The following is a 16,162-nucleotide window of genomic DNA, read 5'->3' on the forward strand; positions in this document are numbered from 1 at the left end:
TGTCGGCCCGTTCGCGATCGAGCGCGGACTGGTCGCCGCTGTCGACGTCGAGACCGCGGTCGCGATCCACATGGTCAACACCGGGCAGACCGCGGTGGCGACGGTACAGACGCCGGGGGGCATGCCGGCGTTTGCGGGCCTGGCGCGGATCGACGGCGTGCCGGGCACCGCCGCACCGGTCGCGCTGCGGTTCCGCGCCACGGCCGGCTCGTCGTGCGGAGCGCTGCTTCCGACCGGACATGCCATCGACGAGATCGACGGCGTCGCCTGCACGCTGATCGACAACGGCATGCCCTGCGTGGTGCTGCGCGCGACCGATGTCGGCGCCAGCGGGTACGAGGATCGCGACGCGCTCGACGCCGACACTTCGCTCAAGGCCAGGATCGAGGGCATACGCCTGCGCGCGGGTCCGATGATGAACCTTGGCGACGTCGCCGCGAAGACGGTGCCGAAGATCATGCTGGTGGCGCCCCCACGGCACGGCGGCGCAGTAACGGTGCGCAGCTTCATCCCGCACCGTGCCCATGCATCGGTCGGCGTGCTGGGCGCGGTCAGCGTCGCCACCGCCTGCCTGCTGCCCGGCTCGCCGGCGGCCGCCGTCGCGGTGGTCGAGGCCGGCGATCGCGTCACCGTGGCGGTGGAGCACCCGACCGGCGAGATGACCTGCATCCTCGATATGGGCCGGAACGGACAGGTCGTCGGTGCCGCGCTGCTGCGCACCGCGCGCAAGCTGATGGACGGGGTCGTGTTCGCGTGATCGCCGCAAGAAAACAGAGGAGAGACGGCATGGCCGAGGCCGATCGGGCGGGCATGGTTCACCGGCGCAACCCGCTGACCGGCGCCGTGGCGAGCAGCGCGCCGGCGATGACCCCGGGCGAGGCGGTCGCGGTAGCCGACCGTGCGGCGGCGGCGTTCCCCGCCTGGGCCGGGAGCGGGCCGAACGCGCGCCGCGCCGTGCTGACCGCCGCCGCCGAAGCGCTGGCCGCGCGCGGCGACGAGATCGTGACGGCGATGAGGGAAGAGATCGGCGCGACCGAGGGGTGGGCGCGCTTCAACATCGCACTGGCGGTCGGCATGATCCGCGAGGCGGCGGCACTCACGACGCAGATCGGCGGCGAGGTGATCCCGTCCGACAAGCCCGGCTGCCTCGCTATGGCGCTGCGTGAGCCGGCGGGCGTCGTGCTCGGCATCGCGCCCTGGAACGCGCCGGTGATCCTGGGCGTCCGCGCGATCGCGGTGCCGCTCGCCTGCGGCAACGCGGTGGTCTTCAAGGCGTCGGAGGTCTGCCCGCGAACCCACCAGATCATCGTCGAGGCTTTTGCCGCCGCCGGCCTGCCCGACGGGCTGATCGGCGTCGTCAGCAATGCACCCAAGGACGCGGGCGAGGTGGTCGGCGCGCTGATCGACCACGCGGCGGTGCGGCGGATCAACTTCACCGGCTCGACCGCGGTCGGCCGCATCATCGCGCGGCGCGCGGCCGACAATCTGAAGCCGGCGTTGCTGGAGCTGGGCGGCAAGGCGCCGCTGATCGTGCTGGAGGACGCCGACGTCGACGAGGCGGTCAAGGCGGCGGCGTTCGGCGCGTTTATGAACCAGGGCCAGATCTGCATGTCGACTGAGCGGATTATCGTCGTCGAGGCGATCGCCGACGCCTTTGCCGAGAAGTTCAGCGCGAAGGTGGCGACGATGGCGGTCGGCGATCCACGCGAGGGGCGGACCCCGCTGGGCGCAGTGGTCGACCTGAAGACCGTCGGCCATGTCCAGGCCCTGGTCGCCGACGCGCTCGATGCAGGCGCGGTCGTGCTGAACGGCGGTGCGGCGGACGGCGTGCTGATGCCCGCGCACGTCGTCGACTGCGTGACGCCCGCGATGAAGCTGTTCCGCGAGGAGAGCTTCGGCCCCGTGGTGGCGATCGTCCGTGCGGCGGACGAGGAGGACGCGATCCGCCTTGCCAACGACAGCGACTACGGCCTGTCCGCCGCCGTCTTCACCCGCGACACCGCGCGCGGCCTGCGCGTCGCGCGGCGGATCCGGTCGGGTATCTGCCATGTCAACGGCCCGACCGTTCATGACGAGGCGCAGATGCCCTTCGGCGGCGTCGGCGCCAGTGGCTATGGCCGGTTCGGCGGCAAGGCCGGCATCGACGCCTTTACCGAGCTGCGCTGGATTACGATCGAGACGCAGCCCGGCCATTATCCGATCTGAACGGGGATCAGCATGACGGACCGCGCCGAACACGACACCGTCGCCTTCGAGGTGATCGACCGCATCGCCTGGGTGCGGTTCAACCGTCCCGAAAAGCGCAACTGCATGAGCCCCCGGCTCAACCGGCGGATGGGCGCGGTGCTGGACGAGCTGGAGCATCGCGACGATGTCGGCGTGCTGGTGCTGACGGGCGAGGGCAGCGCCTGGTCTGCGGGCATGGACCTGAAGGAGTATTTCCGCGAGACCGAGGCGCAAGGGCTGGCCGGCACGCGGCAGGCGCAGCGCGAGGCCTATGGCTGGTGGCGGCGGCTGCGCTGGTTCCAGAAGCCGACGATCGCGATGGTCAACGGCTGGTGCTTCGGCGGCGGCTATGGCCCGCTGTTCGCGTGCGATCTCGCCTTTGCCGACGAAAACGCGCAGTTCGGCCTGTCAGAGATAAACTGGGGCATCCTGCCCGGCGGCGGCGCGACTAAGGTAGCGGCGAGCCTGACCGGCTTTCGCAATACCATGTACCATGCGCTGACCGGCGAGAACATCGACGGGCGCACCGCCGCCGCCTGGGGTTTCGTCAACGCGGCGATGCCGGCCGACGCGCTGAGGGCCCGCGTCGAGGCGGTCGCGGCAGTGCTGCTCGCCAAGAATCCGGTCGCGCTCAAGGCGACGAAGGACGCGGTGCGCCGCGTGTCGGAAATGACCTATGACAATGCCGAGGACTATCTGATCCGCGCGCAGGAAGCAGCCAACAGCTATGACAATGAGGGGCGCAAAGAGGGCATTCGGCAGTTCATCGACGACAAGAGCTACAAGCCCGGGCTCGCCACCTATGACCTGGCGCGACCGGCGACATGATCGACTACATCGCCGCGCATGGCCGCGCGCGCGGCGCGGCGCTGGCCTGTGTCGACCTGGCGAGCGGCCGGCGGTGGAGCTGGGCGGCGTTCGACGCGGACGTCGACCGCGCCGCCAATGAACTGCTCGCCCGGTTCGGACCGGCGAGCGGCGCGCGGGTGGCGACCTTGGCGCGCAACCGTGCGGACCTGCTGATCCTCCAGCTCGGCTGCGCGCGGGCCGGAGCGATCTTCGTACCGCTCAACTGGCGCCTCGCCGAACCGGAGATCGCGGCGCTGCTGGCGGACAGCGGCGCCGTGCTGCTCGTGGCCGACGACGACTTCGCCGCGCCGGGCTATTCCGGCGAGCGGCTGATCTCCGCCGACTGGACCGCGGCGATCGCCACTCGTCCCGCGACACCACCCCCGATTACGGCGCGCCAGCCTTGGGACGCGCCGACGACGCTGCTCTACACCTCGGGCACCAGCGGATTGCCGAAGGGGGTGATGATCAGCGAGGCGAACGCGTGGTGGGGCAGCATCGCGTTCATGCTCGGCAACCAAGTGGCGAGCGACAGCGTCTTTCTGGTCGACAACCCGCTGTTCCACACTGCCGGCCTCTTCGCGGCCGCACGGACGCCGTTGCTGGCGGGGGGCACGGTGCTGATCTCGTCCGGCTTCGATCCCGCAGTGACGCTCGCGCGGCTCGCCGACCCGGCGCTGCGCGTCACCCACTATTTTTCGGTGCCTCAGATGGCGCAGCGGCTTTGGAACGCGCCCGGCTTCGACCCGGCGATGCTGCGCGGGCTGACGGTGCTCGCGACCGGTGGTGCGCCGAACCCGGCCGCGCAGATCGAGCGCTTCGTCACCGCCGGCATCGCGATGTCGGACGGTTTCGGCATGACGGAGACCTGCTCCACGACGGGCATGCCGGTCGGCGATCCCGCACAGCTGATCAACAAGGCCGGGTCGATCGGGTTGCCCTATGCCGGTGTCTCGCTGCGCATCGTTGACGAGGAGGGGCGGGATTTGCCCGATGGCGAGGTCGGCGAGCTGTGGGTTCGCGGGCCGGGCGTGACCGCTGGCTACTGGAACCGGCCCGCACTGTCTGCCGCCGCATTCTGCGACGGCTGGTTCCGCTCGGGCGACCTGGTCCGCCGTGATGCCGACGGCTTCTACTTCATCGTCGATCGGCGCAAGGACATGTACATCTCGGGCGGCGAGAACGTGTATCCGGCCGAGGTGGAGACAGTCCTCGCCGAGCTGGCGGAAGTCGCCGAATGCGCGGTAATCGGGGTGCCTGACGCGCGCTGGGGAGAGGTTGGCCGCGCGTTCGTGGTGGCGGCGCCAGGGCGCACGGTCACGGGCGAGCAGCTGCTCGGGCATTGCCGCGCGCGGCTCGCCGCGTTCAAGGTGCCCGCGACGATCGTCTGCGGCCGCCCGATCCCGCGCACCGCATCGGGCAAGGTGCAGAAGCACCTGTTGCGCTGACCGGCACGTCCATATTGCGGATGATTGTTGCCACATGGCGGTGTTTCTGCACACGGCTGGCCCGATCAACGAAAGGCGGGCCGTGGCAGTCATCGAGGACGTGGACGAGGCCGAGAACAAGGCGAACGACCGGAGCGGCGGGATCCAGGTCATCGCTCGCGCCGCGTCGATCCTGCGCGCGCTGGAGAACGAGCCGGACGGGCTGAGCTTGGGCGAACTCGCGCTGCGGCTGGGGCTCGCGAGATCGACCGTCCAGCGCATCGTCGCCGCGCTCGGCGAGGAGCAGCTGCTGATCAGCGCGGGCCCCCGCGCCGGCGTGATGCTGGGTCCGGCGCTGGTCCGGCTGGCGTCGGCGGCGAACATCGAAACGGACAAGATCGTTCGCCCGATTATGCAGGACCTATCGCGGTCGCTGGGCGAGACAGTAGACCTTTCGGTGTTGCAGGGCAGGACCGCGATGTTCGTCGACCAGGCGATCGGCACGCTGCGGCTGGTCGCGATCTCCTCGGTCGGCGAGACCTTTCCGCTGCATTGCACCGCCAATGGCAAGGCGCTGCTCGCCTGCCTGCCGGCCGCGCGGCGCGCAATCCTGCTGCCACGGCGACTGCCCGCGCACACCCCGCGCACGGTGACGAGCCTGGCGATGCTGGCCGACGAGATCGAGGAAGCGGCGGCGACGCACCTCGCCTACGATGTAGAGGAGCATTCGGAAGGGATCAGCGCGGTCGGCACCGCCTTTGTCGATCCGCTGCGCCGCCCCTTTGCCCTCTCCGTCCCGATGCCGTCTCAACGCTTCGCCCAACGCCGGGAAGAGGTGCAGGCGGCACTTCTCGCCACCCGCGCAGAGATCATGCAGCTGATCCCCGGCGCCAGTTCGACCTCAAGCTAAAACCACGATGCGGTCGGTATTGACCGCGATACGGAACACAGGCATGACGAGGCCGACCCGGCTTTCGATCGGGCGGCAATGGCGTAATCGCGCCGGGAGAGGTTCCGATGAAGCATCTTGTGCTCACGACAAGCGTTCTGGCCCTCGCCGTCGCCGCACAACCCGCATGGGCGCAGTCGGCCACGACCGCTCCCCAATCCAGCGAGCCCGCGCAGGCGGGTTCCCCCGCCGCCGCTGATCCGGCCGCGCCGGCGCCTGCCGCCGATCAGCCGGCAACGACGGAGGCGACCGACCGGGCCGGGGCCGGGCTCGCCGACATCATCGTCACCGCCCAGCGCCGCAGCGAGTCGGCACAGCGCGCCGCGGTGGCGATCGCCGTCGTGACGCCGGGCGTGCTGACCAATGCGGGCGTCGTCACCCCTACCACGCTCAACGCCGCCGTGCCCGCGCTGATCGTCACCAAGGCGGGGGGCGCCAACACCAGCTTTTTCGTGCGCGGTGTCGGCAACTTCACCGTCAACGCGTATGCCGACCCGGCGATCGCGTTCAATGTCGACGGGGTCTATCTGGGCCGGCCGACGTCCACCACCGGCACCTTCTTCGACCTTGACCGGGTCGAGGTGCTGAAGGGGCCGCAGGGCACGCTGTACGGCCGCAATGCGACGGGCGGCGCGGTCAACGTCATTCCCGCCAAGCCCATCCTGGGCGAGTTCAGCGGCTATGTGCGCGGCGGCTATGGCAGGTTCGACGCGGTCGATGGCGAGGCGGCGGTAAACATCCCGCTGGGCGACCGGTTTGCCTTCCGCGCTGCGGGCAAGGTCGTCCACGATGACGGCTACAATCGCGACGGCACCAACGACGAGGTCGGCCAGGCGGTCCGTCTCCAGCTCTATGGCCGGCTGAGCGACAGCCTCAGCGTTCGGATCGCCGCCGACTATTCGCACCAGGGCGGGGTGGGGCCTGGCGCCTCGTTTAACGGCTCGTTGCGCTACACGCCGGGGTCGCCCGCGACTGCGGCATCGACCGCCAACTATACTTACATCCCTGCCAACATACCCGCCTATGACGGGCTGCACACCGCGAGGAGCCAGGCGTATTTCCGCACCCTTGTGATCGGTGGCGCGTTCATCAATCCCGGTACCTTTCCGGCTCTAGGCGAGTTTCTCAAGCCGGGGCAGGCCTATGCCTATCCGGCGCTGGACAACGACTATCGGGGCATCCTCGCGGAGGTGTCGCTCGATACCGGCATCGGCCAGTTCACGTTCCTTCCCGCCTATCGCAAGTCGACGCTGGATTCGGTGTTCAACGGACCTGCCTTCGCCGCCGGGATCAACACCGAGGAGGATCGCCAATACAGCGCCGAGCTGCGGCTCCAGGGCAAGACGATCGGGCCGATCGAATGGCTGATCGGCGGCTATTACTTCGACGAAAGCATCCGTGCACAATACACGTTCTCGCAATTTCAGATCAATGTGTTTCAGAACATCGCAACGGGCACCAAGTCCGTCGCCGGCTTCGGCCGGATCGTCGCCAACCTGACGGACAGGCTGCGGCTGGTAGGCGGCGCGCGGTATACCCGCGACCGCAAGCGGTTCGACTACGTGGCCGACACGCTGGTGGAGATCTGTTCGCGACCGCCACCGCCGAACGGCCCCGGCTGCTTCGGGGGACCTTCGGTGACCCCGGCTCGCTCGCTCGACCAGCTGCCGTTCGCGCCCATTCCCATGCCGAACCGCGGCCCGGTCCCGTTCGGGACGGCCGGCAACCTCATCCTCGACAATCAGGATAGCGGCAACCCGCGCGAGGCGTTCAGCCGCTTCACCTATCGCGCCGCGGCCGAATATGATCTGGGCCCCGCCTCGCTCCTGTACGTCAGTTACGAGACCGGGTTCCGCAGCGGCGGTTTCTCGGCTTCGGCCACCTATCCGACCTATCAGCCCGAATATATAACGGCGCTGACGCTGGGGTCGAAGAACCGGTTCCTCGACAATCGCCTGCAGGTCAACGTCGAGCTGTTCCGCTGGAAATACACCAATCAGCAGGTTTCGCATTTCGGCTTCGAGGCGAGTGGCGCGACCAACCTGTTTACCGAGAATATCGGGCGATCGACGATCCAGGGCGTCGACTTCGATACGCAGCTACGGGCGACGCCGACAACGCTGCTGCGTGGCTCCGTTCAGTATCTCGACAATCGCATCGATCGCTTCGCCTATACCAATCCGTTCGGCGGCACCAACCTGACGCCGGTTACCGGCTGCCGGGTGAGCGCACCCGCAAGCGCCGCTGCGCAGCAGGTCTACACGGTCGATTGCGCCGGTCAGCGCGGCTACAACTCGCCACGCTGGTCGTTCAACGCAGGGGGCGACCAGAGCTTCACCGTTGGCGACTACCGGGCGACTCTGACCGGAGAGGTACGCTATCGCTCTAACCGCGTGATCGGTTTCGAGCGGCTGCCCCAGCAGAACTCCGGCGACGACACCACAGTGGACCTGTCGGTCACCTTCGGTCCCGCGGACGAACGATGGATGCTGACCGGCTATGTCCGCAATCTGTTCGATGTCACCGCCGCCGCGGCGGCGCAGTTCAGCGGCAGCACCGGCAATTCGATCAGCACCAACTATTACCCGCGCCGGAGCTACGGCGTGCGCGGCAGCGTCAAGTTCTGAGGGTGGTGGACCGAACCCTGCTTGACGTGCGGCACGAGCGCTCTTTCCTGCTGCTGGCGCGCATCGGCATGGCGTCGCTGTTCGTGTTCAGCGGCTTGGAAAAGCTGACCGACCCGGCGGGAGCGGCCGGATTCGCGGCGGCGTTCGGCATTCCGGTGCCACAGCTCGCCATTCCCGCGGCGATCGTGATCGAGCTGGCGGGGGCGGCGGCGCTGCTGATCCCCGCCACCTGCCGCTACGGCGCCGCAGTGCTGGCGCTGTGGGCGTTTGGCCTCAATCTGTGGTTTCATCGCTTCTGGGCGGTGCCGCCCGACCAGTGGCAGATGATGATCGACAATTTCTTCCATCATTTCGTGATGGTCGGCGGCCTCCTCTACGTGGTCGTGTTCGGTGCCGGCCGACCCGTGACAGCCGCGCACGAATGAGGACCCTCTACGGCCATCCCTACTCGCGGGCGCACCGCGTCATGTGGATGCTCAAAGAACTTGATCTGCCGTTCAAGCATGTCCCGACCAGCTTCACCGACGGCAGCACGCGCGCGCCCGACTTCCTGGCGATCAACCCAAACGGCCGGGTGCCCGTGCTGATCGACGATGGCGAGACGTTCGTCGAGTCGCTTTCAATCAACCTCTATCTCGCGGCGCGCTATGGCGGGCCGCTCGCGCCGGCCGGTCCGGTGCAGACGGCGCGTGCGGTCGAATGGAGCCTGTGGGTCGCGACCGAGGTGGAACGCGCGCTGCTGCTCGCCGCCGCCAACCTGTTCCTGTTTCCGCCGGCCGGTCGCGACGCTGATCAGGCCGCGCTGGCACTGCGCAAGCTGGATCGGCCGTTCAAGGTCATCGACGCGCACCTCGCGCGCTCGGCCCATCTGCTCGGCGAGCAGTTCTCGGTCGCCGACCTGAACGTCGCCAGCGTGCTGACCCTGGTCCCGCTTGCGCGGGTGCCGGTCGATGCCTATCCCGCGCTCGCCGCCTGGCTGCACCGGTGTCTCGAGCGCCCCGCCGCGGCCGACTGGAAGCCGATCCATTTCACCATTCCCCGCCCGGCGGATGCGTCGGGCATCCTCGCCATGTTCGTGTAAGGCCAGCCATGCACTTCGCAGATGCCGATCGCCTGCTTGATCCCCGCCCGATGCCACTCGAAATGGGTTGGCAGCGCCAGAACAATGGTGTGCTGCACGTCGCCATCCGCACCGACATGCACGGCTGTACCGGCGCGATGCTGGAATGGTGGTTCGGATCGCGGATGGGCACGCGCGAGTATCGCTGGTGGCACCCGATCGATCATATCGCATCGAATTGGGTCGAGGGCGCGGCGGGCAGTCCGGTCGGCGCGATCCATCAGGCCGAGGAGCGGTTCACCGAGCGCCCGGCCGAGCAGCTCTCCATCCAGTTCCGCGATCCGGCCGAGGCGTTCGACGCCGGCGCGCTGGCGGCGGCGCGCGCGGGCGGCGCGGTGTCGGCCGCGATCCTCGCGCATGGCGGCCCGGGCTTTGATCCCCGCCGCCGGCCCGACGGCGCGGTGATCGGCACGCGGCTGATCCATCTCGGCCGCGACACGCCGTGGGGCATGGTGCTGCGCACGCGTTTCTTCCTCGGCCACGATCTGCCGCAGGTTGGGATGCCGCCGGCGGAGATCGCGCGGATCTTCCCCGATGAACAGGCGCCCGCGTTGCTTCAGCATTGCTACGACGAGTTCACTTACCTGTCGCGCATCCTGCCCTCGCTCTACCTTGCCGAGGGCCCGGAGGACGTGGCCGTGACGCGGCCCTGGTAGCCGCACCTGTCATTCCGCCGCCAGCAACGCGGCCTCCTCGCCCGCCGCGCTCGGCACCCAGATGCCGTGAAATCCTTCATGGACGCGCGCCGGAAAGCGCAGCGTCGCGACTGGCCCGGCTGACAGGTTCAGCGCGTCCAGGATGACGAGATCGGTCCGGTTCTCCGCGCGCCGGCCGACGATCGTCAGTAGCCAGCCGTCGCCCTGTCCGGCATCAGCGCTCTTGGGCACGAACACTGGCTCCTCGGGCGCGGAGTCCGGCCCGGCATAGAAAAAGTCGAGCTTGTCGGCCTGTGCGTCCCAATGGCCGATGCAGGTGAACGGCGGGCCCTTGGGACCGAGCGGCAGCATCGGGCCGAGCGCGGGGTTGCTGGTGCCAAACCAGAAATGCCGCGTCTTCTTCGTGGCGTAGCGATGGTCGATCATCGGCATCTCGCCGACCTGCGGGAACAGCTTGACACTCTCGAACCGGTCCTCGTTCGACGCGAGGTCGAAGCTCCAGCGATAGGCGAACGGCGGCTGCTCGCGATTGGCGGGATCGTTGACGTCGGGGAATTGCGACAGCCAGCCGGTGCCGGTGAAGAAATGCTCCAGATGCAGCGTCGAGCCTTCTTCCCAGGCGTTGAAGGTATGCGTCTCCATGCCGGTGACGGGAGAGGTGAACCAGCGGATGCTGCCCGTCCCGCCGGGTGCACGCGGGATCACCGCGACCTTGGTCGGCAGCGTGCCGTTCCAGTGGAAGAACGGCTCGCCCGCCTTTACCCGGTCCCAGTCGCACACCATGGGACAGATGGTGAAGGCAATGTAGTTTTCGGACAGCATGAAGTCGTGGACCATCGACGGATACGGCGCCTCGAACTGCTCGGTACGGGTCAGCGTACCGTCCGGGTCGATGAAATAGAGCTCGATCACGGGGCTGGCGACCCCGTCGACATTGTAGCCGTACGCGACCGTCTCGCCGGTACGCGGGTCGATCTTGGGGTGGGCGGTGAAGGTCTTGCTGGTCAGCCGCCCGTCGAAATCGTGGCTGCCCAGCGTCTCCAGCGTGTCGGGATCGAGCCGGGTGGGGCGCGAGTCCTCCTTCAGCGCATACAGCTTGCCGTTGTTCCACCAGACCGAGGTATTGGCGGTGCCGCGATCCATGCCCTCGACCTGCGGATCGTCGGTGAAGGGATTGCGATAGGCCCCGAACATCGCCCGGCGGGCGGCGCGCTCCGCCTTCCATTTGGGCGTGCGGACGTAGCGCGTCTTGAGATCGGCGTGCCCGTTCTCGATCCGCACCATGTGGATCATCCCGTCGCCGTTTAGGAAGATGTCCTTGCCCAGCCGCGGCGGATAGCGGGGGTCGGCGCTGTTGCGGTAATAGGTGCCCTCCAGCTCGGGCGGGATCGTGCCATCCACTTCCAGGTCGAGGACGTCGCCCTCGATCCGCACCGGCGCGGAATAGCCGTTGTAGATCAGCTGCTCGGGAAAGCGGCGGCCGGGCGCGGGCATGTCGGGGGCGATCGTCATGAAAGGTCTCCGATCTCGATGATCTCTTGCGGATAGGCATGGAGGCGTTCAGTCGCGTCCTCGCCGATCAGATAATTGTCGCACAGCCAGTGCAGACCGTCGGCGTCGAACCAGGTTGGGTGGCACGATACGACCATGTTCGCCGCCAGCGGCATCGGCTCGTCGAAGCGCACCAGCGGCCGCTCGACGAGGTCATAGCCCATCGAGTGGCAGTGCAGCCGGTCCTCTTCGGGCAGGCCGCGACCGCGCATGTACGCGTTGTAATCGTGCCAGATCGCGGCGCAGTCACCGCCCGGCCGCAGCCGGTCGAGCATGAAGGCGCGCGCCGCCTTTACCTCCTCGAGGCTGCGGTGCATCGCGTCGGTGGCGCGGCCGAGCACCGCGGTGCGTCCGATCTCGCAATAGAAGCCGCCGATGCCTGCATTCTCGATCAGCAGCGCGACCTGGTCGCCGGGCTGGATGACGCGGTCCTGATAATGACGGTTGCGGAACTGCACGCCGACCCCGACTGGCGAGGAGGCGACCATGTAGAGGCCCTGCTCGCTGCCTTCGCGGAGCGAGAGGCACTCCGCCGCGGCGGTCACGTCGCGGTCTCGCCCGCCGGGGCGGATCGCATCGAATGCCGCCGCCGTGGCGCGGTCCTGCATGGCGGCGACCTCGCGGATGACCACGATCTCGTCGGCGCTCTTGATGGCCTTGATCCGGTCGACGAGGTCAGAGGCGTCGACGAAGGTGGCGCCCGAGAGCTGGCGCTTGAGCGCCTCGATCAGGTGCCAGGACAGCGTCGACAGCCCGACCAGCCCGATCGTGGCGCGCGCAAAGGGCGCGAGCGCCTTCAGCGTCAGCTCGGCGTCATAGGCGTGGGTATAGCCCGCGGACGCATACATCGGCGCGGTCAGCACCCGATCGACGCCACGCCGCACGCCGTCGCCCTCGTCCGGCACGGCGCGATCGACGCCGAACGGCCCCTGCCCGATCAGGGTCATGCCCGCGTCGCGCGGGAACACCACGATCTCGGTGTAGCCCTGCGTCGCGGGCAGGTCGGTGAACCATTTGGGATAGCCGCCCATGAAGTCCTGGTTGGCCTGACAGAGCAGCACGTCGATCCTTGCCGCCGCCATCGCAGCGCGCGTCGCCGCCCAGCGGCGCTCCAGCTCGCGAGTCGGGATGGGCGTGTTGACGCGTTCGTCGTGGGTCATGCGTCCACCCGATTGACCAGCGCCTCGATCCCGCCCGCCAGGTAGCGGCGCAGATTGTCGGCGACCGCCGTGTACACCTGCTCGCCATAGCCCGCGTGAAAGCCGCCAAGGTGCGGCGTGACCAGCACGCGCGGATGCCGCCACCACGGGCTGTCCGCGCCGAGCGGTTCCTGCGCGAACACGTCAAGCGCCGCGCCGCTGAGCCGCCCCGCGTCGAGGGCGATCAGCAAAGCCGCCTCGTCCACCACCCCACCGCGCGCAAGGTTCACGACGCATGCGTCGGGTTTCATCGCCGCGAGCACCGCCGCGTCGACCAGATGATGCGTGTCAGTTGAATAAGGGGTCAGCACGACCAGGTAATCCAGACCGGCCGCGACCTCGACCAGCGCACCGCGCGGCTCGACCCGGTCGAAGCCGTCGAGCGCGCGCGGCGTCCCGCCGATCCCGACCGTCGTCATGCCGAGCGCCTTCAGCCGAGGCGCCAGCGCGGCGGCGATAGCGCCCAGGCCCAGGATGCCGACGGTGGCGCCGGCCAGCAGCCGCGGCGCGAACCGCTCCCACCGCGCCTCCGCCTGCTGCCGCACGATCCGCGGCAGATCGCGCGCCAGCGCGAGCATCGCGCCGATCGCGGCCTCCGACATCTGATCGCCATGCACCCCGCGCACGTTGGTGACGGCGACGCCGGGCCGAAGCGCCGGGTGGCCGAGCAGATTGTCCGTGCCCGTTCCGATCGACTGTATCCAGCGCAGCTTGCCCGCCGCCACGAATATTTGGTTCGCCGCGCGACCCAGCGCGGGCCCGATCGTCACCAGGATTTCCGCGTCGGCGGCGTGGTCGGTCGCCACCGCCGCACCGCCCGTCGTCACCTTCACCCCGGGGAATCGCACCGAAAGCCGCTCGAACGCCATCGCACTGCGCTCCGGTTCGGCAAGGATCGCGAGCAGTTGCGTCATGCGCCGGTATCCGCGACCAGCCCCGCCGCCGCGATCCCCGCGACCGCGCAGGCCTCGTCATTGGGCGCGGTGTCGCCGCTGATACCGACCGCGCCGAGCAGCACGCCGGCGGCGTCGCGGATCAGCACCCCGCCCGGCACCGGCAGCAGCGGCCGGAGCGCACCCACCGCCGCATAGAAGGCCGGTGCCGCGCCCGCGCGCTGCGCCACCGCGCGGCCGCCGAACCCCATGCCGAGGCATCCCATCGCCTTGGCCGCGGCGATGTCGGGCCGGTAGAGGGAGGCGCGCTCGTCGCGCTGCACCGCGAGCGGGTGGCCGCCTGCATCCAGTACCGTCACGCACAGCGGCGCGATGGCGTTGGTTGCGGCATGGGCGCGCGCCGCCGTGGCGATGCCGTTGGCCTGCGCGAGCGTCAGCATAGGTCAGCCAGCGCGCGGCGGACGAGCGGCGGGGCCATGGTCAGCCCGACCATTGCGCCAAAGGCGATGTTGAAGATCAGCAACCCCACGCGCGTCAGCGGCAGGATGTGCAGCGCCAGCGCGGCGAGCGTGCCGAGCGGCACCAGTAGCGCGATTGCCGCCAGTGCCAGCACGATCGCACGCGGCAGCAGGCGCGCCGGCAGGAATCGGCCGGGGCCCGTCACGGCGGGGGTGCGCGGCAGGCCGCCCTTGCGCAGCCGCGCGCGCAGGATGGCGGTCAGCACCAGCGTCATCAGCAAGGTGGCAAGCCCCGCCGCCTTGAGCATTCCCTGCACCAGCCCTGTCGCGCCGCCCAATGCCTCGGGGCCTGGAATGCCCACGAGCCAAATGATGCCGGCCGGGATCAGCGCATTGATCGCGATCGAGACGCAGGTCTCGATGCGGACGGCCCTGGTGGCGGGATCGGTCACGCGAACGCGCCCCTGAGATGCGCGGCAAGACGCGCGCGGGCAGCGGCGGCCTCGTCGGCGGTCGATCCAAGATATGTCCGCCCCCCTGCGAGACGTTCGAGCAGGCCAGCGGCGGGCTCGCTCGCGCGGCTCAGCATCGGCAATACCACCTGATGAATGTCGCGGGTCAGCTCCAGCCCGACCAGATCGGCATTTTCCAGCGGCCCCAGCGCCGCCAGCCGCGCGCCGAAGCTGCGGCGGACGATATGGTCGACATCGGCGGGTGAGCACACCCCTTCGTCGACCAGCGACATCGCCTCGCGCCATAGCGCGTGTTGCAGGCGATTGCCCGGCACGACGTCGCGGCGCACCCGCACCGGCTCGCGCCCGGCCCGCGTCAGCAGCGCCATCGTACGCTCGACAGTCGCGTCGGCAGTGCGCGCCGCCGCGATCACCTCGACCAGCGGGATGAGATCGGGCGGGTTCCAGAAATGGGTGCCCACCACCCGTGCGGCTGCCGCATCGTCGAGCGTCGCACCGACCGCGCCAACCTGGATAACCGACGAGTTGGTAGCCAGGATCGCGTCGCCGCGGGCGGCAGCCGCCAGCTCGGCGAATACCGCCTGCTTGACCGGCAGCCGTTCGGCCACCGCCTCGATCACCAGCACCGCGTCGCCGATCGCCTCGGCCAGGCTTGCCGCGGCCACCGCCGCCGGAACGGCCTCGATCAGTCGGGCGAGCGCCGCTGCGTCCCGGTCCCACACCGCGACGGGCCAGCCCACGCCCGCGAACAGCCGCGCCAGCCCCGTACCCATCATCCCGGCCCCGATCAGCGCGACCCGCACCATCTCAGCCGATCCGCACCGCGTTACGCCCCTTGAGCGCCAGCATTGCTCGCGCTTCGCCGGGGGTCGCCGTCTCCAGGCCCAGCTCGGCCAGGATCGCGCAAACCTTGCTCACCTGCGCCGCATTGCTCGGCGCCATCTGCCCGCGGCCGAGGAACAGGCTGTCCTCCAGCCCGACGCGGACGTTGCCGCCCAACAGCGCGGCCTGGGTCACCACCGGCATCTGGTGCTTGCCCGCGGCCAGCACCGACCAGACGTAATCCTTTCCGAAGAGCCGGTCGGCGGTGCGGCGCATGAACAGGACGTTGTCGGGGTCCGCGCCGATCCCGCCAAGGATGCCGAACACGGTTTGGATGAAGAAGGGCGGCTTCGCGATCCCCCGGTCGACGAAATGCGCAAGGTTGTAGAGGTGACCGATATCGTAGCACTCATGCTCGAACCGGGTGCCGTGGTCGACGAGCAGCGCATAGTTGCGCGCGATATCGGCGAAGGTGTTGCGGAAGATGAAGCTTTCCGAGTTCCGGATGTAGCGCTCCTCCCACTCGAACCGCCAGGGCCTCTGCTTGGCGGCGAGTCCATGAAAGGCAAAGTTCATCGAGCCCATGTTGAGCGAACACATCTCCGGACTGAACGCGAGCGCTGCGGCGAGCCGATCCTCCGGGCTCATGTCCGGACTGCCGCCGGTGGTGAGGTTGATCACCGCATCGGTCGCGTCGTGGATCGCGGGCAGGAACTGGCGGTACACGTCTGGATCGCCGGTCGGTGATCCGTCCTCGGGGCTGCGCGCATGCAGGTGCAGGATCGCCGCCCCGGCACGCGCCGCGGCGATCGACTGCGCCGCGATGTCGTCGGGCCGCCACGGCAGCGCGTCCGACAGGCTGGGCGTGTGGATGCCGCCGGTGATCGCGCAGGTGATGATGACCTTGGCCAT

16 protein-coding genes are annotated in these 16,162 nt (G+C 69.0%); 9 read left to right on the top strand and 7 right to left on the bottom strand.

Going from position 1 to position 16,162, the window contains the following annotated elements; genetic code table 11:
- The 9 genes from ACP2AD_RS04680 to ACP2AD_RS04720 form a co-directional block, all read left to right on the top strand.
- Positions 1-757, top strand: a 757-nt coding sequence (locus ACP2AD_RS04680) for a PrpF domain-containing protein (RefSeq protein ID WP_425228928.1), incomplete at its 5' end; no start/stop codon positions are given.
- 29 nt (positions 758-786) lie between these two features.
- The gene (locus ACP2AD_RS04685; protein ID WP_425228929.1) at positions 787-2,205 is read left to right on the top strand and encodes an aldehyde dehydrogenase; all 1,419 of its coding nucleotides are present in this window, start codon (positions 787-789) and stop codon (positions 2,203-2,205) included.
- A gap of 12 nt (positions 2,206-2,217) precedes the next feature.
- Entirely contained in the window at positions 2,218-3,054 is an 837-nt protein-coding gene (locus ACP2AD_RS04690) for a p-hydroxycinnamoyl CoA hydratase/lyase (protein ID WP_425228930.1), read from the top strand.
- Complete coding sequence (locus tag ACP2AD_RS04695; RefSeq protein ID WP_425228931.1) at positions 3,051-4,523, top strand: AMP-binding protein; 1,473 nt, start codon at positions 3,051-3,053, stop codon at positions 4,521-4,523. Before ACP2AD_RS04690 ends, ACP2AD_RS04695 begins: the two co-directional genes overlap by 4 nt.
- 82 nt (positions 4,524-4,605) lie before the next feature.
- Positions 4,606-5,412 carry an IclR family transcriptional regulator gene (locus tag ACP2AD_RS04700; protein WP_425228932.1) on the top strand — a complete coding sequence of 269 codons (807 nt, stop codon included), beginning with the start codon at positions 4,606-4,608 and terminating at the stop codon, positions 5,410-5,412.
- A 107-nt stretch (positions 5,413-5,519) separates the two neighbouring features.
- Positions 5,520-8,078 (top strand): TonB-dependent receptor, encoded by a 2,559-nt coding sequence (locus ACP2AD_RS04705; RefSeq protein WP_425228933.1) that lies wholly within the window; start codon positions 5,520-5,522, stop codon positions 8,076-8,078.
- Between the two features lie 2 nt (positions 8,079-8,080).
- Positions 8,081-8,503, top strand: a complete 423-nt coding sequence (locus tag ACP2AD_RS04710; protein ID WP_425228934.1) for a DoxX family protein — start codon at positions 8,081-8,083, stop codon at positions 8,501-8,503.
- On the top strand, positions 8,500-9,159 hold the full coding sequence (locus tag ACP2AD_RS04715) for a glutathione S-transferase family protein (RefSeq protein WP_425228935.1): 660 nt from the start codon (positions 8,500-8,502) through the stop codon (positions 9,157-9,159). Before ACP2AD_RS04710 ends, ACP2AD_RS04715 begins: the two co-directional genes overlap by 4 nt.
- Positions 9,160-9,167: 8 nt before the next feature.
- Positions 9,168-9,854: a DAPG hydrolase family protein gene (locus tag ACP2AD_RS04720; protein ID WP_425228936.1), complete on the top strand. Its 687-nt coding sequence runs from the start codon at positions 9,168-9,170 to the stop codon at positions 9,852-9,854.
- Positions 9,855-9,863: 9 nt separating this feature from the next.
- Here ACP2AD_RS04720 and ACP2AD_RS04725 read toward each other — a convergent pair whose 3' ends face one another.
- From ACP2AD_RS04725 to ACP2AD_RS04755, 7 genes are read right to left on the bottom strand one after another with little or no spacing between them, the layout of a single operon-like run.
- Positions 9,864-11,366, bottom strand: coding sequence for a carotenoid oxygenase family protein (locus tag ACP2AD_RS04725; protein ID WP_425228937.1), 1,503 nt, complete (start codon positions 11,364-11,366; stop codon positions 9,864-9,866).
- Complete coding sequence (locus tag ACP2AD_RS04730; protein ID WP_425228938.1) at positions 11,363-12,565, bottom strand: M24 family metallopeptidase; 1,203 nt, start codon at positions 12,563-12,565, stop codon at positions 11,363-11,365. Before ACP2AD_RS04730 ends, ACP2AD_RS04725 begins: the two co-directional genes overlap by 4 nt.
- Positions 12,562-13,518, bottom strand: a complete 957-nt coding sequence (locus ACP2AD_RS04735; protein ID WP_425228939.1) for a D-2-hydroxyacid dehydrogenase — start codon at positions 13,516-13,518, stop codon at positions 12,562-12,564. The genes ACP2AD_RS04730 and ACP2AD_RS04735 overlap by 4 nt, the downstream gene beginning before the upstream one ends.
- Positions 13,515-13,937 carry a GlcG/HbpS family heme-binding protein gene (locus ACP2AD_RS04740; RefSeq protein WP_425228940.1) on the bottom strand — a complete coding sequence of 141 codons (423 nt, stop codon included), beginning with the start codon at positions 13,935-13,937 and terminating at the stop codon, positions 13,515-13,517. The genes ACP2AD_RS04735 and ACP2AD_RS04740 overlap by 4 nt, the downstream gene beginning before the upstream one ends.
- Entirely contained in the window at positions 13,931-14,407 is a 477-nt protein-coding gene (locus tag ACP2AD_RS04745) for a hypothetical protein (RefSeq protein WP_425228941.1), read from the bottom strand. The genes ACP2AD_RS04740 and ACP2AD_RS04745 overlap by 7 nt, the downstream gene beginning before the upstream one ends.
- Complete coding sequence (locus tag ACP2AD_RS04750; protein ID WP_425228942.1) at positions 14,404-15,234, bottom strand: 3-hydroxyacyl-CoA dehydrogenase family protein; 831 nt, start codon at positions 15,232-15,234, stop codon at positions 14,404-14,406. Before ACP2AD_RS04750 ends, ACP2AD_RS04745 begins: the two co-directional genes overlap by 4 nt.
- Before the next feature lies 1 nt (position 15,235).
- Positions 15,236-16,162: a 3-keto-5-aminohexanoate cleavage protein gene (locus tag ACP2AD_RS04755; protein WP_425228943.1), complete on the bottom strand. Its 927-nt coding sequence runs from the start codon at positions 16,160-16,162 to the stop codon at positions 15,236-15,238.

It is taken from the genome of Sphingomonas sp., assembly GCF_965248875.1.
Taxonomy (GTDB): Bacteria; Pseudomonadota; Alphaproteobacteria; order Sphingomonadales; family Sphingomonadaceae; genus Sphingomonas.